Source organism: Bacillus sp. BD59S (genome assembly GCF_007363175.1).
Taxonomy (GTDB): Bacteria; Bacillota; Bacilli; order Bacillales; family Bacillaceae_G; genus Bacillus_A; species Bacillus_A pacificus.
This window is the reverse complement of the sequence record NZ_CP034685.1, coordinates 134,976-160,350: the sequence shown is the minus strand read 5'-3', so window position 1 is coordinate 160,350 and position 25,375 is coordinate 134,976. Positions and strand designations below refer to the sequence as shown.

The window sequence follows — 25,375 nt, the reverse complement described above, 5'->3', positions numbered from 1 at the left end:
CAAAAATAGGGAATGTGCTTTAGAATTTATAAAAAATATAATTAGGATTAAATTAAAACCTTTGAAAAATCCTGTTATAAAAACGGAAAAAGCGTTAACCTTTCTTTAGAATCAAAAGAAAGGATGTTTTTATAATGTGCTTTTCAATTCAAGATGAGCTGCAATTGTATTCCCAAGAGTTACAACGATATATGTTACCTGATGCTTTAGAGCAATTAGCTAAAAATATAGGATTTGTTAAACGAAAAAGTAAATATCGAGCACAAGATTTAGTAGCTTTGTGTGTCTGGTTAAGTCAAAATGTGGCTCGTTCTTCATTGACACAATTATGTAGTCGATTAGAAGCTAACACCGGTATTTCTATGAGTCCTGAGGGACTCAATCAACGTTTTAACCCTCAGGCTGTTAAGTTTTTACAACAACTCTTAGCACATTTACTTCACCAACAATTTTGTTCTTCTAGCAAGATTCCAACTTTGTATACAAACTATTTTCGACGTATCCGTATATTAGATTATACACATTTTCAAATTCCAGATAAATTCACTTCTACATATCAAGGTTCAGGTGGTAGCGGTCAAAGTGCTGGAGTAAAAATTCAACTAGAGTATGATTTACTAAGTGGTCAATTTCTTCATGTTCATGTAGGATCAGGAAAACACAATGATAAAACTTATGTTTCTACTTGTTTAACATCCCTTCAACCGAACGATGTATGCATACGTGATTTAGGATATTTCGACTTAAAAGATTTACATACTATAAGCGAGTGTGGTGCTTATTTTATTTCACGATTAAAGCTTAATACACGTATATATCAGAAGAATAAAGAACCTGAATACTTTAAAAATGGAACCATAAAAAAGCAATCTGAGTACATCCAATTAGATATGGAACAATTTATTGACCAATTACAGTCCGGTGAAACATATGAAATTCCTGAAATCTATATTGGAATGTATCAAAAGCTTCCTGCAAGACTTATTCTGTATAAATTAACTGAAACACAAATGAAGCGAAGACAAAAGGATTTAGCATTTAAAGAACATAAGAAGCAAATCACCTATAAAGAACGCAGTAAGCGGCTTAGTGCAATTAACTTTTACGTTACAAATATTCCATTGGAATATCTGCCAAAAGAGCAAGTATACGATTTTTACTCCTTACGATGGCAAATTGAGCTTATTTTTAAAACATGGAAATCATTTTTTCGTATTCATCAATGTAGTTCTGTAAAATTAGAAAGACTAGAATGTCACTTATACGGGCAATTAATAAGTATCCTTCTTTGTTCCTCTACCATGTTTCAAATGCGCCAACTACTCCTCATCAAGAAGAAGCGAGAATTAAGCGAATATAAAGCAACTTATATCATAAAAGATTATTTTTCACTTATTTATCACTCTTTGCAAAAAGACACCCAAGAATTAACAAAGATATTGTTGCGTCTGTTCAATCTTTTACAGAAAAACGGACGAAAATCCCATAGGTATGAGAAGAAAACAGTTTTTGATATCTTAGGCGTCGTCTATGACTTTTCCCTGTCTCACAATCATGTAGCGTAATTCAAAAATTGAAACCCGATAGGGTTTATTTGGTATGAAAATCTTTAAAGAGCTTACACTGGATTTTTAGAAAAAAGAAAAAATCTCACATGAGATTAAACTTGCATAACCTTAGCTTGATGGGCATGGGAAAATACCCCCAAAACGAGAAAATTGGCATCTCCAGGTGAAAATATACATTTTTTATTTTGGGGCAACTGATTGCCATTCTACTTTGTTTTTCTACCATGTTTCAAATGCGACAATTACTTCTTATGAAAAAGAAATGAGAACTGAGTGAATATAAGGAAATATATATGATTAAAGATTACTTTCTTCTTCTTTTCCAAGCAATACAGAAAGACACCCAAGAGCTATCAAAGATTCTAATTCGCCTGTTCAACCTCCTACAGCAAAACGGGAGAAAATCTCATCGATATGAAAAGAAAACAGTCTTTGATATATTAGGTGTCGTTTACAATTGTACCATGTCTGATAATCAAGCGGCTTAATTCAAAAAATGAAACCCGTCAGGGTTTATTTCGTATGCAAATCTTTAAATTCCCTACATGTATCCTCTAGAAAAAAAGAAATAACCTCTACTATAAGTGACGTTGTATGAGCTTAGCTTGATAGAGATGTGGCGGTAGCCCTTAAAGGGATACATTTTTAAAGGAGGAATTGAATGATAAGAAATAAAGGAATAATAAAAAAATTAATATTCTGAAAATAAACATTTACAAAAATATTTATTTGAATTAAAATGCGAGATACAAGGATTCGACATTATACGACAAAACGAAATTATTTTTCGGAATATTAAAACAACTAAGAGGTGAGGTATCTATATGAATCTATTTCGAAAAAAATCTATTTCAGCATTATTAGCACAGTCGGAACAAAAAGGGGCATCTTTGAAAAAAGAACTTGGTGCTTTTGATCTTACTATGCTCGGGATTGGCGCTATTATCGGAACTGGAATTTTTGTTCTTACCGGTGTTGCTGCAGCAGAACACGCAGGACCAGCCCTTGTTTTGTCGTTTATTTTATCAGGTTTAGCCTGTGTATTTGCAGCATTATGCTATTCTGAATTTTCATCAACTGTACCAGTATCCGGTAGTGCTTACACTTATAGCTATGCAACATTTGGAGAATTAATCGCTTGGATTTTAGGATGGGATTTAATTTTAGAATATGGATTAGCTTCCTCAGCTGTTGCATCTGGTTGGTCAGGATATTTACAAGGACTATTAAGTGGATTTGGTATTACATTACCTACTGCTTTAACAAGTGCATATAGTCCAGAAGCTGGAACATATGTAGATTTACCAGCAATCTGTATTATCTTTCTAATAACGCTGTTATTAACAAGAGGTGCCAAAAAATCTGCACGCTTTAATGCTATCATGGTGGCTATCAAACTATTTGTCATCTTACTATTTATCGGTGTGGGAGCTTTCTATGTAAAACCTGAAAACTGGACACCATTTATGCCGTTTGGCTTCTCTGGTGTAACAACTGGAGCTGCAACTGTATTCTTTGCTTACATCGGATTCGATGCTGTATCAACAGCTGCCGAGGAAGTCAAAAACCCACAGCGAAGCATGCCAATCGGTATCATTGCTTCTTTAACAATTTGCACGATTTTATATATCGTTGTTTCATTGGTTTTAACTGGAATTGTACCTTATGATCAGTTAGGTGTGAAAAACCCTGTTGCATTTGCACTACAATACATTCAACAAGATTGGATTGCTGGTTTCATTTCTTTAGGAGCAATTACCGGAATTACAACCGTATTACTCGTTATGTTATATGGTCAAACACGTTTATTTTACGCGATTAGCCGAGATGGATTACTACCAAAAGCACTTTCTCGTGTAAATAAAAAAACGAAAACACCTGTTCTTAATAGCTGGATTACTGCTACTATGGTTGCTTTCTTTGCTGGTTTCGTTCCTTTAAATAAACTAGCTGAATTAACAAATATCGGTACATTATTCGCATTCAGCGTAGTTTCAATTGGAGTAGTTATTTTACGTAAAAAACAACCAGAACTACCGCGTGCTTTTAAAGTACCCTTTGTGCCATGGATTCCGGCTTTAGCGGTTCTATTCTGTGGATACTTAGCATTACAACTTCCAGCAACAACATGGATTGGTTTTGCAGTGTGGCTTGTAATTGGACTGATTGTCTACTTCAGTTACGGTTACAAAAATAGTACGCTACAAAAGGAACAAAAAGAAGACGTGGCATAATGAAAAAGCTGTTGTCCCATTAGGGAAACAGCTTTTTTCGTTATGATGCAAAAAATAAGGTAATTGTTAGATTTGGTGTAGATTATGAAGTGATCCAATGCTTACGTAAGCGATACGGCTATACAGGTAAAAAACTAGTAACAAAGCATCTTGATGTTTATGAGATGCTTTGTTACTAGTTTCTCTTCTCCCTAATCTCCTACGAGGCCATATTTTTTTATTGAAATTTTCCATATTTTATTTTGTTTATTTATTCTGTAACACCAGATTGGGTTACTTTTACATCAGCTGTTACACGAAAAAGTAAATGTTTATAGGATTCTTCCCATTCTTGACTGTTCCATTTTCTCACATGAGTTCTACCAAGCTTTCTAAGTCCTATAGGATCTGTGCCTTTTTTTATAAATCTCTTTATCAATGTAGTTGCTTTTTTTTCTATTTCTGTTTCCATGATTTTTTCTAATTTTTTTATTTCTTTAGGATTATCTAGATTTTTTGTTTTTGTAAATTCTTGAATTTCAGCTTTAACTTGAATATGAGCATTTACGAATGGATGCTTACTATTCCCCTCCATCTTATATTTTGTTCTAGCCTTTATATTCTCTATCGTGGCATAGGTATTTGAAGAACCAGGTAGTTTGAATTGGTATGTACCTTGTTTAAAATTATCAGTCAACAATTTAAATACAAATAAATCTTTAGGTTTCACTGTATCAACCATTTTACATCTTTTAAAAAGGGCTATTCCATTTAACTCCAACACGTTACCTTTTCTAGATATCATCGGTAAATATGAATCTCTCGCATCATCATAAAGTTGGTTTAAAAACATAAAAAAATTTGTTTTTGGTTGCGTTCCATTGTCCATATTTTGCTCCAGTAAAGAGGATAAATAGGAAGCAATTTCTTTTTCTTTAGAATAGTTCCCCTTTAATAGTGATTCCCCTTTTACATTTGTAATTGCTAAATAAATTGCATTTCCTACACTAGGATTTCGGTTCAAAGTCTCTAAAATTTCCTGCATTCCCTTTTCAATTATTTTTTCATTAAATATAATAACACGCAATTGCCCCAACTCTAGAGGTCCAGAAGATTTTTCAGATGCTCTTGCAAGAACTTCTCTACCAGTCTGGCCTGATGCTGAATAGATTTTCGTTTCACCTTCCCCGCCTCCTTTATAAGCTGAAATCGCAAAGGTTCCTTTTAGCTTACCTTTTGCTTCGGTATCATATGCCGCAACTTGAACTAAGTCAATGTCATCCACAATTTTCGTTTTAGCACAACCTATTAAGAAGACACTTACTATAAGGAAAAGTATCCATCGCTTCATGTTTATCTCCTTAACTTTATTTTGGCGGTTTGAATTAGCCATAATATAGGTAGGTATACATATATATATACAAAGCCAATTTGACCTGTCCAAGTATTTAATAAGTTAATTTTATTACGGTTATTCAAGAAAAATGATAAAACAAAGATGAACAGGATGATAACTGGCAAAACATATTTTTGCTTTATTCCCAGTGCCTCTTTTATACCACGACTTACTCCCCATAATGTAAAGGAAACATTGGGTAATATAAAAAAAGCCCAAACAGAAACAATAATGTATTCAAACCGCTCTATAAAGGGAAATTGTATAATTTTAATCATGCTTAAATATGCCCATATCGCGCTCGCTAGTTGTTTTTCACTAAAAAACGCAAGAGTTAAAATCATAAGGTATGTGTAGACAATAGTCGTTACTAAATTTGCATAGTGCGCATATTTTTGAGACGTTCTTGCCTTTTTAATAAATGGGTAGTATAACAATAACATTTCAAATCCAAAAAAACTAAACATATTTCCTTTCATTCCTTTCATAATTTCTAGGAATGAATGCTGTGCAATTGGAAATAAATTTTGGAAATCTGCATACTGCAAAGGATAAAAAAATGTGAAGATTAGAATGCTTGGGATAACGATTCCAAAGAAGCCGATTCCAGCAACTACACGAAATCCTCCAGTCACAATGTAATAACATAGACCCAAAAAAGCCCCTGCTATAATCCAAGATGAAATGGAAGGAAACATCCAAACATGTACTACTTCGATATAGGTATGTAGTGTTGTTGCACCTAACAATACAATATAAGATAAAAAAATGAAGTTGAACAATCCACCAATCCATTTTCCAAGTACGTCTTGATTGATTGCAATGATATCTCCATTACCCTGATTTAAAATCTGATATATAATCCAAATCATAAGATTAACAGATATTCCAAAAAGCAGCGTGCTAATCCACGCATCATTTCCAACTAATTTTGCACTAATCCTTTCAAAACCAAGCATACCAACCCCCATCTGTATAGTAATAATTAAAAAAAACACCATATATGGAGAGACTTGATACTCAATTGGGATCTGTTTCATAATGCTCCTCCCTGTTAATTTCAATCATCAAAATCATTTCGTGATTTGATTTTATTTTTCTCTACCTCTTCTGGATTAAAACGAAAACGCTGTTTAGATCTTGAAAAAATAGGACGTCGAAACATCGCTGAGATCGGCAAACGGATAATGCTGTCTTTCCAATCTGTAGGGCGTGCAGGATAAAAAGGGAACAAATAAGGACGTTTTAATGATTCTGTACGTAATAAGCGTGCTAAAAGGAAAGAACTTGTTAAAACAATTCCTAATAAGCCCAGCAGGTGTGCAGATATTATAAAAGGAAAACGAATTACTCGAATTGTATTACCAATTCGATATATTGGTGCTGTAAATGAGCTAAGCGCTGAAAGTGCAACAATGATAATAAGTACATTACTTGTAAGACTTGCCTCTACAGATGCCTGTCCAATTACAATACCACCTACTATACCGACAGTTAGACCCACTTTAGTTGGTAAACGTGCCCCCGCTTCTCTCAGTAATTCAATCGTTATTTCTAAAAAAAGCGCTTCAATTAATGGAGGAAAAGGTACTTTACTTCTCGATATGATTAACGTTTCAAGAAGTTCTTTTGGAATAAGCTCGTAATGATATGTTAAGATTGCAACATATAATGGAGTCGTTAAGACAGAAAACATAAAAGCAAAAAGCCTTAATAGACGAAAAAAAGAGGCAATAATCCAAGGCATGGTGTAATCTTCTGTCGTAGAAAAAAAGTCAATTAATGTTGTTGGAAGAGTGATTGCATAAGGTGAGCCATCTACAAAAAGTGCAATTTTCCCTTCTGCCAATACAGCTGCTACACGGTCTGGACGTTCTGTATTCAAAAATTGAGGAAATATAGTATTAGGATTGTCTGCAATTAACTCAATCAAATAAGTACTATCCAAAACATGGTCTGTTTTTATTTGACTCACCCGTTTTATAATTTCTTGTAGATTTTGATCATTTACAATTCCCTCAATAAATACAATTGCAACGGTTGTGTTAGATAGGGAGCCTACTTTCAATTCCTTCATTTGTAAATAAGGTGTTGGAAGCTTTCTACGTACTAAATTTAAATTTACATCTAAATCTTCAACAAACGCGATTTGTGGACCCACGATATTGTATTCAATTTCAGCTTTTGCAATATCTCTTTTTTCTTTCTTTGACACATTTATTAACAAGCCATTTAATTTATCTGTATCGAACTGAATAAGTATATAGCCGTTTAAAATACTATCCTGAATATCTTTCATTTGATTTGTTACTTTTGAATTTTCAAAGGGTAAGACAGACTGAATATCTTGTAACGAATCGAAGCTCTTCTCTTTTATATAAGTTAAAACCTCTTCATGAAATATATTTATATCGATTAATGTTCTAAAATATGAAATGACTATAGAGGAATTGTTTGAAGCGATTTCCAATGTTATAAAATCTTTAGATTTTTTTAGTAATTGCATTAAATCCTGCAAAGATTTTATAGATTCATCAGGTATTTTTTCATACGGTTTCAATTGATAATACCCTTCCTTTCAGAAAGAAGTTACATATAGTTTTTAAGAAATTTCTATTTTAAAAAGCGGGTATAGTGATATGTAAATATATCCATTGAATTAGCAATAACCTCTTTGAAAATAACTTAACCAAAATTAGTTAAAAAATGTATCGTACAAAAAAATGAGCTCATTTCTCAAAATAACTAACTTTAGAAAAATAAAATTTTCATTTAGGGGGTAGTTCAAAAGATGTGTTAGAGGATGAAAACAACCGTAATTATACAATTGTGATTCTATTATCCTATACAGGACTTCGAATCTTTGAAGCGTTGTCAATCAAAATGGTGGATTTTAACTTACAAACTGGGGAATGTATTATTCGAAACGGTGAAGGAGAAAAACAACAAGTTGTGTTGTTAAATAGTAAAGTCGTTCATGCTCCTAGAAATTATTTCGTAGAAAGAAAAAAATGCAGTGTGGTACCACATTCCCCTTATCTATTTATTAGTAAAAAACGAGAGAAACTTGTTCATACGTTTGTTATGGATATCAAAACAAAGACGTTAAAAATCTAAACCTACGTAAATGGGACTGCCTTTCTTGTCGTACACACCATGATAGGGATATTAACGCAAGTATCAATCTAAAGAATGAAGCGATAAGGCTTCTAACCGCAAGGACTGTGGAGATAGCCTAATAAATTAGAGTTCAATAGAACTCTTTACTTAGGAATCCCCCTCTTCTAAAAGAAGTGAAAGTGGGGGTAGTTCAATCATAAGGAGTCATTGACGTATTTGAAACATGCAAATTAATTGTATTAACTTTAAATAAACAGCACGGTATTAGTACATCCATTGACCTTTAATTTTTACATACGTCTCATCAATCCGCTAAGAATCCTTGATTGACTTAGGGGGTTCTGGAACAAAGATTATTATTTTTTACTTACAATTAGTAGATTTGTAATCTAGTAGTATTTCAACAATGGAATTAATAGTTTTGTTTTGGGCACTATAGTAAACCTCTAATCCTTTTCTATCATTTCTAATTAATTTTTGAGATTTCATCTTTGCTAAATGCTGTGAAACAGTAGATTGTGGGATACCCAGTATATCTACAATTTGTGTTACATTACATGCCCCTCTTATAATCAATTCTTTCAAAATTTCAATTCTTACTGGATGAGCTAATGCCTTAAAAACTTCTGCGTCTTTTTCATAATTTAACAAACTAAACATCTCCTTTTGAATCGATATATGTTTATAATATTAATAATTTATTCTGCATCATCTTTTTGATTTAATTAGTTTATTATTTCTTCAACATAACCCGGTATGCTCCAGACACTCTTATTCTCTTTTTTACTTGTATATTTACTTGCTTTAATTCATCTAAAAATGTTGCATTTGGCTTTTTCATATAATACATAATTCTAAAATCACCTTTGATGGTTTCTAACCATATGCTTGTACTTAGGTATCTTGTCTTAACCAAATCAGCGATTTCTATTAGCAGAAATTGACCTTTACCAAGGAATTGATTCCCTTCATGTACTTTCGCAAGAATCCTTTTTCGGCTAGGCCAGAAATTCCAATAGTTAATAGCAATTGTGTAAATTCTACACCTAATGTATCGACGTATTTGATACATATTAACTATTCACCAGAACCACATGTAACTAATTTTTTTCAAAGAATATTTTTCTATAAAAAACTGCAACTCTACTTGTTAGTTATGTCTAACATTTGGAGTTGCAGTTCACCAATTAGGTTATAGTTTACTTGCTATTTAGACACGTACAGCTGTACCGCTTACTGCAACCATTAGCATTCCATCACGAACGACTTCGTAGTCTACATCGATACCAACAATTGCATTTGCTCCTTTTTGCGTTGCAAGTTGTTTCATTTCTTCCATGGCAATGTCACGAGCTTCTTTTAATTTACTTTCATAAGCACCAGAACGGCCACCTACAACGTCACGAACAGAAGCGAAGATGTCGCGTACGATATTTGCACCCATAATTGCTTCACCGTTTACGATGTCTATATACTCAATAATTTCTTTACCCTGAATAGTATTAGTTGTTGTTGCGATCATTATTAACACACTCCTATAATTTTAAAAAGTTATTGTTGATGGCTATAATCCTATTATTAATTTTAAAAGCTAAATTAACTATCTAATAACCTTACATAAAGATGACAGTTCTGTAAGGGTGAAAGAAAACAACCTATCCACAAAAAACTTGTTTTCTTAACACTAATATTAAAATGCTTTCAATAGTAAAAATAGTTTTTGTAAGTTTTGTAAATACTTTTGTAATTAAAAAAAAGTACAAGCGAATCGATTTTCTGCCAAATTAGTTGCAATGTTTGTTTTCGTTCCATCTATATCCTTTTCCTCGTACCGTAAGGAGAAACTCAGGATTAGAAGGACTAGTTTCGATCTTCTGACGAAGACGATTGATATTCACATCAATGACTTTTGTATTACCTACACAATTTATACCCCATATTTTATTTAAGAGTTCATTCCGTGAAATTGGTTTCATGGAATTTTCCATTAAATATCGTAAAATAATATGCTCTGTTGGAGTTAAATCAATTACTATCTCATTCCTATATAATTCTCCTAGCAGCAGATTTAATTGAAATGGTCCCGAATGAATCAATTCCAAATCCTTTTTATTTTTTTGAATTCTTCTTAGCAATGATTGTACACGTGCTACTAATTCAATCATACTAAATGGCTTTTTAATATAATCATCTGCCCCAATTGTTAAACCGTGTACCTGATCTTTCTCTTGAACAAGTGCAGTTAATATAATAATACCTATATCTTCATTGTTTTTTCGTATGCTTTTGCATACCCGAAATCCATCTATTCCTGGTAACATAACATCAAGTATTACAATATCAACATTATGCTGTTCTAAAAGCTCAAGAGCTTTTTCACCTGTATCAGTTTCTAAAACATTGAAACCAGCACGCTTCATATTCAATGTAATAAAACTACGGATGGTTATATCATCTTCTAATACTAAAATTGTTGTCATACTCACCGCTCCTTTACTCTTGTTGATAAACGGCTATTGGTTTGATATAAGTTCTAAGATTCTGGTAGTTTATTTTCAAAAAATTGTATATACATGTGCACTTTTTTTATATGTATCAACTCCTAGGAGTCACTATATATGTCCATTAACTTAAAAATCTAGTAAAAAAACTGTCATCCTTTCTATTTAGTCTTTTAGAAAGAATAACGTGGAGCTAGTAAAGATTCTTAAGTTGGTGGACATGGAGTGGTATCTCTAGTTTATTCGCCTTATATTAATAAAGTGATAGGACTTTTTCATCCTTAATTTCATTCCCCTGTCAACTCTACGACCACATAATTTATTACGTGAAAACGAAATATTTTTCATCGTTTACTCTTAAATTCCCACGTTTTTATATACACCTCAAAACGCTTTGAATAGATAATCCAAGTTCTCTTCGGATTCACCTAAATAAAGTTGAGCCTCTTGAAACTCCCCAATTGATTAGCTGATTAATGATGCACCGTTTTTTTCTTTCTACATGATAGATGTGCTGTTCTAGTTTTTTTGGACTTTTTGCATGCTTTCAAGAAATCAATTCTTGTGTTGCCATTTCTACAAACTGAATATCAGACTCTACAAGGTATTGAATATATGCCGTTTTCGCCTTCATATATTCATCTTCATTTTTCCATCTGTGATGGCTGCCGTCGTAAAGTATAAAAAAGGAGTCGCTTTTCAACGGACTTATCAATTTGCTCATTTCATTATTCAGATTAAATATTTCTTTTGCTTTTTTATGTGCCTGTAACACTTTGTCTTTCGAACATCCCCCTACAAGCAAATAATGTGGAGTGATTAAACTCATTTTGTTATTTCCCCCTCTATTGCCCTCATATACGATCCAGAAAGGATAGGAACAAAGGGCACGCATTGAATCTTTACGAGCTAACATGATTTAAAAAGCATGAAAGGAAGGATAATCTCAAATGGCTAGTGATATATTCTAAAAAGCTGTCCTTCTTCTCACTTTGTATAACAAACACCTTAAGTTCGGATAAATGAGCATGTTCTTTATACTTAGCATTAATAAAAAAGATGGTTCCACTTAAAAATGATTATGTAGTTCTCCCCCACATGAATCCAACGGTTTCATGAAGCATTTGTTTTGTCATTTCTATTGTGAATTCTTGGGCCTGCTTTTTCGAATGGATATCCAAAGCAATCATTTCTTTCACCTTTTCATAGTTATCGCGTTTTCATATAACTAAATACAATACAACTAACCAAAATGGCATTACCATTAAAAATCCATTTCTAATCCCTATTGCAAAAGCCAAAGGATCAACATTACAGTATGACGTTGCCTCTTTTTTAACTCGCTGCAACATCTTTTTTTGGGTGGGAAGGCTCATAGTGAATCTCCTTATCTTTCAATCTGTTTTCGTTTTCCATAACAAACTACCACCAAAACAGCCTATACAATAAATCACAATGAATTTCATAAAAATTTCTATAATTGCATCCGTCATTCCTCATTCTCCTCTCCCAGGGCCTGTAATACACAAGCTATAATTAGCAAAGTAAGAATTAATAATAAGCTCCCTATATTTCGGCATTTTCTAAGCATCGGCATTCTCTCTTCATAATTAACGTTTATTTCAGAAAAAAACCAAGCTAAGAAAATTCAGAGAAGAAAAAAGCCTAATTTACCTCGTTATGAGAAAATCGGCTCTTTAATATTCAAAAGGCATAAGCAATGTAAACTTATTGGGTGTAATCTCCCAAACTTATATTCTCCTAAGAAATTAATATCTTCCTAGCCTAAAGGCGAATATTGTACGCTAGAGATCTTTTCATTTAAGAAGCTTGGTTGTTCCAAAATGCTAGCGGTAGCCCCAAATAGTAGATAATATCCTCGAATGATATTAATATAATCTCCATGCAATATCAATTCTTTTTTTATAAAAATTATAAAAAAAGAATTGATATTGGTTTTTTTATGACATTTATCGACAAATTATTTACTTTTATCAATTATCAATTTATAATAATTACAACTTAATATACATACTACATAACATGAAATAATTACTTAGTTGAGCATATAGTTATCACTGGAGGGGCTTTAAAAAATCCAAAATGCTGGACAAGTACTCATACGGATTAATTTATATAAATATAAGGGGAATGAAACTGCAGAAAAGATGTTTGATTAGTATGCTCTAGTTTAAAAGATTACTAATCAGTTGGATAATTTTAGACGATAAAACAGAGTCATGGATTTCTTGCAGAGTATGTTAGGTTGGCTATGGTGAATATACAAGATATATTTATAGATTGATTCGCGGATCCTATTTCAAAAAACGAAATAAAAACGATTTTTAATTATTGACAAGAAATAAAACTAAATATATATTAAATTATAATAATTATCATAAAAAAAATATTATCGTTTATACATAGGAGGTTCCACTTCATGAATCCAAATAATCGCTTAACAACAAACCAAGGTGCTCCAGTTGGAGATAACCAAAATTCTCGTACAGCTGGTCGCCGTGGATCGGTATTATTAGAAGACTATCATTTAGTAGAAAAGCTTGCTCATTTTGATCGTGAACGTATTCCAGAGCGTGTTGTACATGCACGTGGTGCAGGTGCTCACGGTGTATTTGTAACTAAAAACAGTATGAAGCAATATACGAAGGCAGCATTTTTACAAAATGAAGGAACTGAAACGCCTGTATTCGTTCGTTTCTCAACAGTTATTCATGGCCAAGGCTCTCCAGAGACAGCACGTGATCCGCGTGGATTCGCTGTTAAATTTTATACAGAAGAAGGAAACTACGATATCGTAGGTAATCATTTACCAGTTTTCTTCATTCGTGATGCAATTAAATTCCCTGACATGGTGCATTCTTTAAAGCCAGCACCTGATACAAATATTCAAACGCCAGATCGTTATTGGGATTTTATGACGTTAACACCAGAATCTACTCATATGATGACATGGGTATTTTCTGATTACGGTACACCAGCAAACTATCGTGAAATGGAAGGTTTCGGTGTCCATTCATTTAAATGGATTAATGTAAAAGGTAAAATTGTTTACATTAAATATCATTGGAAACCACAGCAGGGTGTACGAAATTTAAGTACAAAAGAAGTGGAACAAGTACAAGGTAAAGATTTCAATCATGCAACTCGCGATTTATTCGATGCGATTGAAAAAGGAAATCATCCAAAATGGGATCTATACGTACAAGTGATGCAATTAGATCAAATGGATTCTTTAGATTTCGACCCATTAGATCCAACAAAAGTATGGCCGGAAGATTGTTTCCCACTCATTGAAGTAGGGACAATGACACTAAATCGCAACCCACAAAACTTTTTTGCGGAAGTAGAGCAAGTGGCCTTTACACCAAGTGCAACTATACCTGGTATTGAACCATCTGAAGATAAACTATTACAAGGTCGTTTATTCTCTTACCCAGATACACAGCGTTACCGACTTGGTGCAAATTATTTACAAATCCCTGTAAACTGTCCATACGCAACTGTTCGTAATCAACAACGTGATGGTGCGATGCAAGTAAATCAAAACCCATCTACAATAAACTATGAACCGAGCCGCCATACTGAAAATCCAGTTGAAGACCCAACTTACCGCGATTCAACTATGAGAGTAGGAGGCTATGTATCTCGTGAAAAAAATGAGAAACCGAACGACTTCAAACAAGCCGGTGAGCGTTATCGTTCATTCTCTAAAGAAGAGCAAGACAATTTAATTGCAAACTTAACTAATGACTTGAAAGACGTAAATGAGCGTACGAAACTACTAGCTATTTGTAACTTCTTCCGTGCAGATCGCGAATATGGTATTCGCTTAGCAGAAGCATTAAATGTTGATATTTCATCGTATGTAGGAATTTCTACAAAATAATAGCATGCTTAATTTTATTTTACTCTCAAATTTAACTTACAATATGTGAGAAAAGAAGTTGTCTCAAAAATTCGTTAAAAAACGACTTTTTAGGGACAACTTCTTTTTTTAGTTCTCTTCAACAATAGATAGGATTATTAATATTTGTTCATACAATTTATACAGCATTTCCAAATCATTATTTTGTTTTTGCTAATCCTACAATTGCAATGCAGGCATATAGCTAACATATATTAGCTGTATTTTCTTATTATCGTGATAGCAAGGTTCTACACGCTTCCCTATGGATATATTTTCATTTAGGGAATCTTGGCGAAAAACTAATTTATACTTGATCTTTATAAGAATAAATATTGAAAAACAGATAGTTAATCAATTTTAATTATGTAAAAAATACATACCTATAAACAGTATTAATAATGGCTTAATACTTCTCGTCATGGTAAATACCTAATATCTTGAAGAGAGATTTCAAGGCATCTGATATTGAGGAGGATAATTTGTGGGTATGCTTCAATTTGCTTGATAGAGTAGAGAAATGAGATAGAATAATAGACTTTATGAAAGAGCCCTTAGGAGATAGGGACTCTTTAGGGCTCACCTAATCACATGAATTGATTAGGAGGAATATAAATATTTTAACATATAGCTGATTCATTTGAAGGTAACAAAAAAATTACAGAATTTACGATACGAGAAAGCCCACACAGGACTTTAGTCCTTCTTTAGACGTGGGAGTGTCAATCTCTCCATTGTTTCAATTTGAGCTCCTGATTCAGTCTTACTTTTATCGTTTTCCGACAGAAGACTCCTTCCTCAAAAATGTGAAGGTGTGAAACACCAATTTTAGGTGGGAGATGAATTTCGGTTGGCATAAGCCAACATATTTGCTATCATTTACTTGTACAGATTGCTCTTTGAAAACTGAAGATATGAGGTTGGTTGCAGAAAAACGTTTCAACCGTAAAATCTTCAACATTCTATCGCCCACACTTGCCGAAGTTGCGAAAACCAAGCAAAAGTATGGAGTGTGGTGAGTCAACGTACAAGATACTTATGTTCTCACCGTAGGGACTACGGGTAGAGCCTGCTAAGATAACCGGTGGATAATTGGTGTTCGCAGGAATCTCCCACTTCAAACAGTCCGTTAGGACGTTAAGTGGTGAGTAGTTCAAAGTCTTTATTTGTTTGCTTTAAGTATACAAAGACTTTATCGTAATCACCGGATTTTTCTAAACGCGTCGGTTGATTCGGGAATAATCGCTTTTGTGCAGCTAAAGAATATAGATTAACAGTTACTTCACCCATCCCTCTTAAATCATTCCACGTCCATGGGTATTGTTGTCTTGCATGTCCCGCTTCGTACATTTGTCCCCATCCAAATTTATTTACATTTAAAGCACTTTCAATTGCGTTACCAGCAGTAGTAAATGCACCTCCATCTAGACTTGCATACATGCCCCATGTTGGTCTGTTAGGGTTTTCTATAAAGGCTCAAATACGTTCAGTCGAATGATGGAAAGGATTAGGATCTGTTTCAGATAATCCAGATATTTTATCTTGTGCTCGAATCATTTCATCATATGTTTCTAATAATGGGATAGAATCTTGATTTACTATATGCCTCTTTGCACTATCTTGAGTAACCGTAAGTACTGCTTTCTTTGATTTTAATTGAACAGCATGTACATTTGGATACTTGTCCATCATCGCAATCCAGTCTGCTTTCCTATGCTTTCCTAATTCAAAGAACGGGACATGGCTCCCGCCTTGTGTGACTTTCACCTTAACTGTTCCTGTTGTTTGATTATTATCAAGTCCTAATAACCCACCATTTGGAGATGAAATCTTATTCGTACCAGATGAAAGTTTAATTTCTTTTCCCCATTCTTTATCATAGCCATGTGTTCCAATAATTGCTCTAATCTTATTCGTTCCTGATACTTCAACTGTAACTTCTTCATTCGGTTGTATATAAACTCCAGTTGGTATATAGGTTTTTTGTTCACTTCTTCTCTCTCTTGTTGCTTCATCCTGATAGCTTCCTGTAGCTGGTAGGTCAAACTCCCTTAGTTCATATTGATTTGTAGTTGGTTGATTAACTGTTTCAGCGTGTACATTTAAATTGTTTGTTATGATAGGTGTAAATAATGTAGTTGTCAAAATAACAGATGTCGCAAGTACTTTCATCGGTTTTTGAAATATATAATGATTCCTTTTCTGCATATAAATAATCCCTTCTTTTTCAATTTTTTCTGTTAAAATCCTTTTGTTGAACGAATTTAATTAATTTCAATCTCCTGGCGAATTTATATTTCTGAAATTTCAGAAATATAAATTCAGAAATCTTTCTATTGTTTAATAAATATAAAACACAATAGAAAAAAGAAATTTTCAACCTTGTTTATACTAAATAATTAAAAAAGATAGGGTATGAGAATGAAACGAACCTATTTCCTATTTTCTTATTAATAAGAATTTAACATCGAACAAGTCTTACTGCAACATAATTTGACAATTATATCTTTTTTTCGACAATTTTCTCACCTTGCTAAATGAGTCTCACATCTCTCAACAAAAAATATAAGCGACTTATCATAAGTCGCTTATACGTAAAAACTTATTTTATTTTGGTCAATACATCTCAATTTACTTACAGGTCTTCCCACATGCTGATATACCATTTTATTCTCTAATATTCCGATTTCAGTCAAAAACATGACATACTTTCGGATAGAGACTCTTGAAATCCCTACTAATTGCGCCATTTCATCTGTTGTAAACGTCCGTCCATTCAGTGACTCGATTTTCTCCCAAATTAATTGTAACGTTTGTTTTGTTAATCCCTTTGGAAGCTCTTTAGTGACAATAGGCTCTCTTTTTTCCTTTTGTAAAATTAACGAATCTAATTCCGATTGACTAATTTTTTGTTGTTCTGTCATGAAAGTAAGCTTTTCTCGATATATAGCTAATGCCTCTTTAAATCTTTCAAATGTAAATGGTTTAATTAAATAATCTACTACGCCATATTGTAATGCTTTTTTAATACTCCCCATATCATGTACAGCTGAAATCATTATAATATCGATTTCTTTTTCTTGATTTCGAATATACATTAAGAGCTCAAATCCAGTCTCTTCAGGCATAAAGATATCAAGTAATACTAAATCTACTCGTGATTCCTCTAATACTTCTAGCGCCGATTTTACGGAGTTAACTGCTTGAACAAGTTCAAATCCTCCTACTTGCTCTAAATAATGCGTATTTAACATTGCTACCATCGGGTCATCTTCTACAATTAAAACTTTAATCATATTTGCCTCTCATCCCTACCTTTAGGTATCTCAATTGTTATCTTTGTTCCCTCTCCTAACGATGAATAAATATAAATCTCCCCATTTATTCGCTGCGTACTTTCCTTTACAAGATATAAGCCATAACCGCGATTATCTCCCTTTGTGGAATAACCTTTTGTAAACAATTTATCCAGCATATCTTCTGGTATTCCACTTCCTGTATCTTGTACTGTTATCATTAAGGTATCTCCATGTTGTATTCCAACTTCAACTTGTTTTTTCTCACAATTCATTACTGCGTCGAATGCATTATTGATTAAATTTCCAACAATCGTAATAAGTTCATGGATGATACACTCATCATATATATCTGGTAAGTCCGAATCTTCACTTATAATTAACTTTATATTTTTCTCCCTAGCATAGCTAAGTTTACCCAGTAAAAAACCAGCAAATACTGGACTTTTAATTCTTTTCATAACACCACCAATCTCATATTGATGTTCTGATACCATACGACTTACATATTTCTGCAATTCTTCATACTGTTTCATATGTGTAAGGCCTAAAACGACATGCATTTTATTCATAAACTCATGAGATTGTGCCCGTAATGCTTCCGCATATAGCTTAATACCAGTTAGTTCTTCTGCTAATTGTCTAATCTCTGTTTTATCACGAAATGTTGCAATTGCACCAACTATTTCTCCTTTTACATATAAAGGAACTCGATTCGTAACAATCGTAATCCCATAAACAGTCTGTTCCTCGTTTAATTGAACATCTCCTGTTTGCAACACTTCTTTTATACGTGAATTTGGTGTATATGATTCAAGGTTTTTACCGATAATATCTCCTGTAAGTCCACCTTTCTTTAATATTCGTTTTGCTTCATTATTTATTAAAGTTACATTGGCATCTTTATCTACAGCAATAATACCCTCTTTCACCGAAAGTAACATCGCGTTTCTTTCTTCAAGAATTTTTGCTATCCTATGTGGCTCAAGACCAAATAAACTTTTCTTTATATGTCTAGCTAGCAATATCGCCCCTATAATACCAACTAATATTCCTACTCCAACACCGATATAAATAATATGTCTACTTTTTTTCACACTCTCTTTCACATTATCAGCTGAAATGCCAACAGCGACCGCACCAAGTTGCTGACCTGTTTCAGCAAAAATAGGTACGAATACTCGCATAGAAATCCCTAAAGTTCCTTCTGCAAGTGAAACATGTTCCTGTCCCTTCAATGCAGGTCCCTCATCTCCTCCAATAAAATGATGACCTATTTTCTTTGGATCTGGGTGAGACTTTCTTATTCCGCCCATGTCCATAACGACAATAAATTGAACATCTATATTTTTTAATATCCTATTTGTATACGTTTGGATTGCGGAAGTATCTGCTTTGCCTGTTAAACCATCGATTACAACTGAATCATTCGCCACAATACGTGCAATCGTTTTTGCTTTCTCTGCTTGGCTATCCTCTGTTGCCCGTTCTACATTATGACTAATTAATATATCTGTCACAAGTAAAGAAAACATTACAACTGTACACACTAATAATGTGATTATTTTCCATAAATCCAATAGTTTTTTCCTTTTTTTCATCGCTTCATTGACTCCTCTAATTCTTCTACGCGATCTTTGGTAAATATAAAATAAGTAAGCTGTTATTATACTTTAAATTTACTCGTTATTTTTGAAGTTTTTCTATCGTTTCTTCTGAGTTTTGATTAGCTGTAAAATTTATTCCATAATAAAAAATAAGAGAAATTCAATATTTTCATTACTTTTGTAGCAAGAAGTATAAAATAGTTATTTTAGTCAACTTATACTTCTCACAAAATACTTATAAATTACTTCTAAAAGTTAATCTATCGCATTGCCATCAAGCTAAGAAATACACTCCTCCCTAAAATGTACAAGATGAGCTGAATCCTCATAAATCACTGTATAGCTATAAAGTATTCTTTTTTTGATTTTGAAAATATCTCAAAATATTAAGGTGATGAACATATGGTGGAACACTTAATAAAAGAAAGTAAAACCTTATATAGATACGTACAGAAAATGGATTATTGCAAAAAAAAGGCTCCATTGCTGGAGCACTCAAAAAATAATATAAACAAACGAATTAAAAGAAATAACAGACAATTAAACTATACAAATAAATCATAAATAAATCTATATATTTTTTTTAAAATTACATGTAAAAATTTAAATTTGGGGTACTCCTTAAATATTACTTTGTTCAATCAGTTACAAAAGAGGAAGAAAACAGATTGCTATCTATTAGGGACAGAAATAAATCTAGTTATGTGGGTCACTCCGCATGTCCATCAAGCTAAACAAGTAACTTACTAGATATGAAACGATTCTTGGTTCAAAACTAGTAATTGATAGAAAAGTAGGCATGCTAAAGAAGCCTATTAAAACGTGATTTTTTCGCTAGGCAGCTTATCTATGCTTCACTGTCGTTTTATACACAATCCCTAGAATATCAAAGACGGTCATCTTCTTATACCTATGACATTTACGACCGTTCTTTTTGAGCAGCTGATAAAGGCGATGCAAAATTTTCAAAAGTTTTTCTGTGCCAACGGCTATCGCTTGAAACAGTAATGGAAAGTAATCTTTAATCATATAAATCGCTTTGTATTCACTCAGCTCTTGTTTTTTCTTTTCAAGCAGAAACTGACGCATTTGAATGTTCTTTTACTTCATACTTGTATGCATTTCCTTCGGCATCATATGCCGCTAAGTTTGTAAACGCATATTTCCATTCGCTCGCTGCGCTCACTTCTTTTGTATCAATTACTTTTCCATTTTGTAGTAAGTCTACCTTGATTGTTGTTGGACGATTTGTTGCGTTTCCGTCCTTCCACGTCTTTGTTCCTTCTACTGTTGTTTGCGCTACTTTTGTATTCGTAATGTCATAACCATGAACCTCTGATTTATATCCATCTACTGATTGTTCTTTTACTTCATACTTGTACGCATTTCCTTCGGCATCATATGCCGCTAAGTCTGTAAACGCATATTTCCATTCGCTCGCTGCGCTCACTTCTTTTGTATCAATTACTTTTCCATTTTGTAGTAAGTCCACTTTGATCATTTCTGGACGATTTGTTGCATTTCCGTCCTTCCACGTCTTCGTTCCTTCTACTGTTGTTTGGCCTACTTTTGTATTCGTAATATCATAACCGCTTATCTCTGATTTGTATCCCGCTACTAGATGTTCTTTCACTTCATATTGATAAGCTACTCCATTCGCATCGTATGCTTCTAAATCGGCAAATATATATTTCCAACCTATTACTGCCAGTACGTCTTGTGTTTTGATCACATTTCCATTTTGTAGTAAGTCTACTTTGATCATTGTCGGACGATCTGTTGCATTTCCGTCTTTCCACGTTTTTGTTCCTTCTACTGTCATTTTCGCTACTTTTGTATTTGTAATGTTGTAACCATTTACTTCTGTTTTGTATCCTGCTACCGGTTTTTCTTTTACTGTATACGTATAAGCAACACCATTTGCATCATATTGCGCTAGGTCTACAAATGTATAATTCCAACCATTCGCTGCTGTTACTTCTTTTGTTTGGATTACATTTCCGTTTTGCAGTAAATCTACTTGAATTGAGCTCGGACGATCTGTTGCATTGTTGTCATTCCATGTTTTCGTTCCTGAAACAGATGTTTTTGCATCTTTTGTATTGGTAATGTCATAACCGTTTACTTCTGTTTTATATCCATCCACCGGTTGTTCTTTTACTTCATACTTATATGCATTTCCTTCGGCATCATATGCTGCTAAGTCTTTGAATCCATATTTCCAGCCTGTTGCTTCACTTACTTCTTGCGTCGCAACTACTTGACCATTTTGTTGTAAGTCTACCTTGATTGTTGTCGGACGATTTGTTGCGTTTCCGTCCTTCCACGTTTTTGTTCCTTCTACCGTTGTTTGACCTACTCTTGTATTTGTAATGTCATAACCGTTTATTTCTGATTTGTATCCCGTTACTGGTCGTTCTTTTACTGTATACGTATAGGCACTACCATTCACATCATATGATTCTACATTTGTAAATGAATATTTCCAATCATTTGCCGCTGTTACTTCTTTTGTTTGGATTACATTTCCGTTTTGTAGTAAATCTACTTGGATTGAGCTTGGACGATCTGTTGCATTTCCGTCTTTCCACTTCTTCGTTCCTTCTACTGTCATTTTCGCTACTTTTGTATTTGTGATGTTGTAGCCATTTACTTCTGATTTGTATCCCACTACCGGTTGCTCTTTTACTGTATATGTATAAGCAACACCGTTCATATCGTATTGTGCCAAGTCTGCAAATGTATAATTCCAACTATTTGCTGCTGTTACTTCTTTTGTTTGGATTACGTTCCCATTTTGCAATAAGTCTACTTGGATTGAGCTTGGACGATCTGTTGCATTGTTGTCATTCCATGTTTTCGTTCCTGAAACAGATGTCTTTGCATTTTTTGTATTTGTAATGTTGTAGCCATTTACTTCTGATTTGTATCCCGCTACTGGTTGCTCTTTTATTGTATACGTATAAACATTACCATCATTATCATATGCAGGTAGATCTGCAAACGTATAGTTCCAGCTATTCACTGCTGTTACTTCTTGTGTTTTGATTGAATTTCCATTTTGCAGTAACTCTACTTGAATTGAGCTTGGACGATCTGTTGCATTGTTGTCATTCCATGTTTTCGTCCCTGAAACAGTTGTCGTTTTTACTTTATTCGGAATAGTAAGCTTTACACCTTTATCAGCATTGGCATCAATGGTAAAAGGTACTTTTACTTGAGGATCAAAATCCAAATAGTTTGGACCTGCAATCTCCTGTACATAGTAATTACCTGGGTCTAAATTTGGAACCTCGACCATACCTTGTCCATCCGTTATATACGTACTACCAATTTGCTGACCTGAATCCGTATACAAATTAAATGAAACATTTGGTATAAATTTTGTCTCATCACCGGCAATGTGCTTCACAATTCTTAACGTTCCCTTAGGAGGTAAATCGCCTTGCGCACCGCCGCCCTGATCTATATTTTTAACACTGACACTATCTGATTTAGATACTTGCTCTTCACCCGCAACCTTGTAGTCTATGTTATAATTATTGTAAAATTCCGCCAATTTATTTCCGCTATCCGTAATATTTGCTTTATATTCAAAAACAAAAGTAAGACCATTGGCTTTATCTTTATTGATAACAGCTTTAAATCCATTATCACCAATAAATGTAACCGTTCCATAACCTTGCGCTTGGAATTCTTGTGGTGTCATTGGAGTGGCAAACCCTCCAATACGGAGACTATCTTGATTAAGCGTTTGCCCCTCTTGTAAAATATCATTTAAAACAATATCATTATCTACATTTTGTTTTGACGTATTTACATTTAAAACCCATTGTATTTCATCAGTATTTTCTGGTTTAATATCACCTGTTTTGTACGAAAACGGTGAAGATCCACCACCACCACCAGTAGGGCCGATAATCGTTACCGTTTTCTTTTCTAATTGTGTACCTAAATTCGTTTCAGTTGTTACTGTTTGTCCTTGTGCAACACTAATTGCTTTAACCTGGAAATAAAAATTCCCTCTAATATTTTGAAGTTTCTCAACTGTATCACTAAATGTACATACAACATTATTTGTCTTTATTTGACAAGTACCAAAATTAACACCTGCATCATTATTTAATGGAATAGTTCCGCTATATCCTTTCAATTCTGAAGGTAAAGTTAATGTTAGTGTATCTCCAGCTTTCATTTGATTCCCAGATTTATCACTAAACTGTACTGCCATTCTTGTTGTTTCTCCGGAGTTAAGCGTCGTTTTATCAATTGTAAAACTATCAACAAATCCTGTTGTATTTAACTCCTGTGCATTTGCTATTATGGATGTAAAACTCTGACCTATAGTAAATATAAAAAGCATTAGAATCGAAAAAATCGAAGTTACTCTCTTGATCATGTCATTCTCCTATCAGTTATAATTAGATGGCTCTAATATGAATATGCAATGACAATGACTTTATAGGCTGATGGTATTCCATTTCTTTTAATCGTGATACACATAAAGCTTGAAAACAAATTTCTATAAATAATTCTCTTGTACTCTACTAAACTTCATTTTTTAAAAGTAACATTACTTTCACTAAGTTTAATATTTACAAGTTAAACAATTTTCGATATAATTGTAACTGGTGAAGTTACGTTTTTCATCATCCCTATAAAATCCTGAGATTTTATATCATATCTACCGTCTTATTTTGAGCATACATTTCTGATTAATAATGCTTTTATTTCAACGCTATTAATTTATTAATATTACTTTTTATTGTTTTTATATTCATAATATCAATATATTCAGTTTTTCAATCGCGCTTTTAAATGATTTATAACATTATTCACCAGAATTTTTTCCCCCTCCTATAGGCATTCTTTCATGCTCCCATCCGTAATATAGGACTTTTTAAATGCCAAAGATAGTTTTTGTAGTTTTTGTAATTGATTTTGTAATTAAAGAAACCAAACGTAAATTTATCCCCCTCTTGAGATAAGATTCTTATTTTATCCCCCCTATATACACCAAAATATTGTCCTTAAGTAATTGTTCTAAACCACTACCTAATTCTTGATTCATTTAGTAAAAATATAAATTACGAATAATTTTGTTTATTCAAATGTCACTTGGAAATCATTTCTCAGATTTTTAATTAGATAGTCTTATAATTTTCAAAAAGATCACAAAAAACGTTTATCACTTTTAGTCTACTTATGCATTTAGAATCTTAATTAAAATCTGCATGAATAATAAACTCCATGGCTGAATCTCGTTATACCGAATCTTCAATGAAATTCTCAGTTTGTTGACTAGATTCATAATTATTTGTATGAACTCAAATTTTTCATTGCTAAATTGAAAAAAAACGTCTCAATTCTCTCAACAAATATTTGTAATAAGTATGTTATTCATTAAGATGTCATACAAACAACAGAATACTTATTCTCTACTTTTACCGAATAATTACATTCCATTCACCCCGCTATCTATTCATAATGTTCAATATTATATATAAAATAAAACAAAGAAAGAGTAATAAACATGAATATTATCCATTTAATAATTAGACTGAATCTTCAGTCTTTTTTGTTCAGATGGAGATATTTTCAGCCACTCTTTCTTTGTATTATGAGTTTAGCACTAAATATAAAGTATCACAAGACAAAAAATCACAAAATTCTCACAAATTCGACATTTTTCCGCAAACTAATATTACCACTAACTAATAGAGGTCACCCTATCTCTCCATCAACTTAA

At 33.1% G+C, this 25,375-nt stretch carries 15 protein-coding genes and 5 pseudogenes; 6 read left to right on the top strand and 14 right to left on the bottom strand.

The features are described 5' to 3' along the window. Positions 1-134 precede the first annotated feature (134 nt). From EKQ63_RS01655 to EKQ63_RS01645, 3 genes and pseudogenes are all read left to right on the top strand, one after another. Positions 135-1,565 carry an IS4 family transposase gene (locus EKQ63_RS01655; protein WP_143880669.1) on the top strand — a complete coding sequence of 477 codons (1,431 nt, stop codon included), beginning with the start codon at positions 135-137 and terminating at the stop codon, positions 1,563-1,565. Positions 1,566-1,750: 185 nt separating this feature from the next. Continuing rightward, positions 1,751-2,056: pseudogene (locus EKQ63_RS01650) on the top strand (IS4 family transposase); the annotation flags it as partial. 336 nt (positions 2,057-2,392) lie between these two features. Next, positions 2,393-3,802, top strand: a complete 1,410-nt coding sequence (locus tag EKQ63_RS01645; protein WP_098063545.1) for a branched-chain amino acid transporter BcaP — start codon at positions 2,393-2,395, stop codon at positions 3,800-3,802. Between the two features lie 250 nt (positions 3,803-4,052). Here the strand turns inward: EKQ63_RS01645 and EKQ63_RS01640 are convergent, their stop codons facing one another. The 3 genes from EKQ63_RS01640 to EKQ63_RS01630 are packed head-to-tail and all read right to left on the bottom strand — an operon-like array spanning position 4,053 to position 7,737. Continuing rightward, positions 4,053-5,132, bottom strand: coding sequence for a Ger(x)C family spore germination protein (locus EKQ63_RS01640; RefSeq protein WP_143880668.1), 1,080 nt, complete (start codon positions 5,130-5,132; stop codon positions 4,053-4,055). Positions 5,133-5,134: 2 nt separating this feature from the next. Further along, positions 5,135-6,217, bottom strand: coding sequence for a GerAB/ArcD/ProY family transporter (locus tag EKQ63_RS01635; protein WP_000809697.1), 1,083 nt, complete (start codon positions 6,215-6,217; stop codon positions 5,135-5,137). A gap of 20 nt (positions 6,218-6,237) precedes the next feature. Then, positions 6,238-7,737 carry a spore germination protein gene (locus tag EKQ63_RS01630; RefSeq protein ID WP_143880667.1) on the bottom strand — a complete coding sequence of 500 codons (1,500 nt, stop codon included), beginning with the start codon at positions 7,735-7,737 and terminating at the stop codon, positions 6,238-6,240. A gap of 233 nt (positions 7,738-7,970) precedes the next feature. On the opposite strand from EKQ63_RS01630, the gene EKQ63_RS01620 reads away from it, so the two are divergent. Beyond that, positions 7,971-8,294, top strand: a complete 324-nt coding sequence (locus EKQ63_RS01620; protein ID WP_317624092.1) for a tyrosine-type recombinase/integrase — start codon at positions 7,971-7,973, stop codon at positions 8,292-8,294. After that, a pseudogene (locus EKQ63_RS01615) lies at positions 8,240-8,416 on the top strand (zinc ribbon domain-containing protein); the annotation flags it as partial. The gene EKQ63_RS01620 and the pseudogene EKQ63_RS01615, both read left to right, overlap by 55 nt. Before the next feature lie 92 nt (positions 8,417-8,508). On the opposite strand, the pseudogene EKQ63_RS30630 reads toward EKQ63_RS01615, so the two are convergent. The 6 genes and pseudogenes from EKQ63_RS30630 to EKQ63_RS29790 all read right to left on the bottom strand — a co-directional run. Further along, positions 8,509-8,609 (bottom strand): annotated as a pseudogene (locus EKQ63_RS30630) (DDE-type integrase/transposase/recombinase); the annotation flags it as partial. A gap of 51 nt (positions 8,610-8,660) precedes the next feature. After that, complete coding sequence (locus EKQ63_RS01610) at positions 8,661-8,948, bottom strand: ArsR/SmtB family transcription factor (RefSeq protein WP_098142199.1); 288 nt, start codon at positions 8,946-8,948, stop codon at positions 8,661-8,663. 559 nt (positions 8,949-9,507) lie between these two features. Then, a complete protein-coding gene (locus EKQ63_RS01605) occupies positions 9,508-9,819 on the bottom strand; it encodes a heavy metal-binding domain-containing protein (RefSeq protein WP_143880666.1) in 312 nt (103 codons plus the stop codon). 262 nt (positions 9,820-10,081) lie between these two features. Then, the gene (locus EKQ63_RS01600; RefSeq protein WP_143880665.1) at positions 10,082-10,777 is read right to left on the bottom strand and encodes a response regulator transcription factor; all 696 of its coding nucleotides are present in this window, start codon (positions 10,775-10,777) and stop codon (positions 10,082-10,084) included. A gap of 568 nt (positions 10,778-11,345) precedes the next feature. Beyond that, positions 11,346-11,627 (bottom strand): hypothetical protein, encoded by a 282-nt coding sequence (locus EKQ63_RS01590; protein WP_087948798.1) that lies wholly within the window; start codon positions 11,625-11,627, stop codon positions 11,346-11,348. A 391-nt stretch (positions 11,628-12,018) separates the two neighbouring features. Further along, entirely contained in the window at positions 12,019-12,174 is a 156-nt protein-coding gene (locus EKQ63_RS29790) for a hypothetical protein (protein WP_000056873.1), read from the bottom strand. 1,064 nt (positions 12,175-13,238) lie between these two features. Here EKQ63_RS29790 and EKQ63_RS01580 point away from each other — a divergent pair. Then, entirely contained in the window at positions 13,239-14,705 is a 1,467-nt protein-coding gene (locus tag EKQ63_RS01580; protein WP_143880664.1) for a catalase, read from the top strand. A 1,170-nt stretch (positions 14,706-15,875) separates the two neighbouring features. Here EKQ63_RS01580 and EKQ63_RS01570 read toward each other — a convergent pair. The 5 genes and pseudogenes from EKQ63_RS01570 to EKQ63_RS01550 all read right to left on the bottom strand — a co-directional run. Further along, positions 15,876-16,931, bottom strand: a pseudogene (locus tag EKQ63_RS01570) (M60 family metallopeptidase); the annotation flags it as partial. Between the two features lie 380 nt (positions 16,932-17,311). Then, positions 17,312-18,019, bottom strand: a complete 708-nt coding sequence (locus EKQ63_RS01565) for a response regulator (protein ID WP_143880663.1) — start codon at positions 18,017-18,019, stop codon at positions 17,312-17,314. After that, complete coding sequence (locus tag EKQ63_RS01560) at positions 18,016-19,620, bottom strand: sensor histidine kinase (RefSeq protein WP_143880662.1); 1,605 nt, start codon at positions 19,618-19,620, stop codon at positions 18,016-18,018. The genes EKQ63_RS01565 and EKQ63_RS01560 overlap by 4 nt, the downstream gene beginning before the upstream one ends. Before the next feature lie 849 nt (positions 19,621-20,469). Continuing rightward, positions 20,470-20,718, bottom strand: a pseudogene (locus tag EKQ63_RS01555) (IS4 family transposase); the annotation flags it as partial. After that, a complete protein-coding gene (locus tag EKQ63_RS01550) occupies positions 20,696-24,025 on the bottom strand; it encodes a Cna B-type domain-containing protein (protein WP_143880661.1) in 3,330 nt (1,109 codons plus the stop codon). The gene EKQ63_RS01550 and the pseudogene EKQ63_RS01555, both read right to left, overlap by 23 nt. Between the last annotated feature and the right edge of the window lie 1,350 nt (positions 24,026-25,375).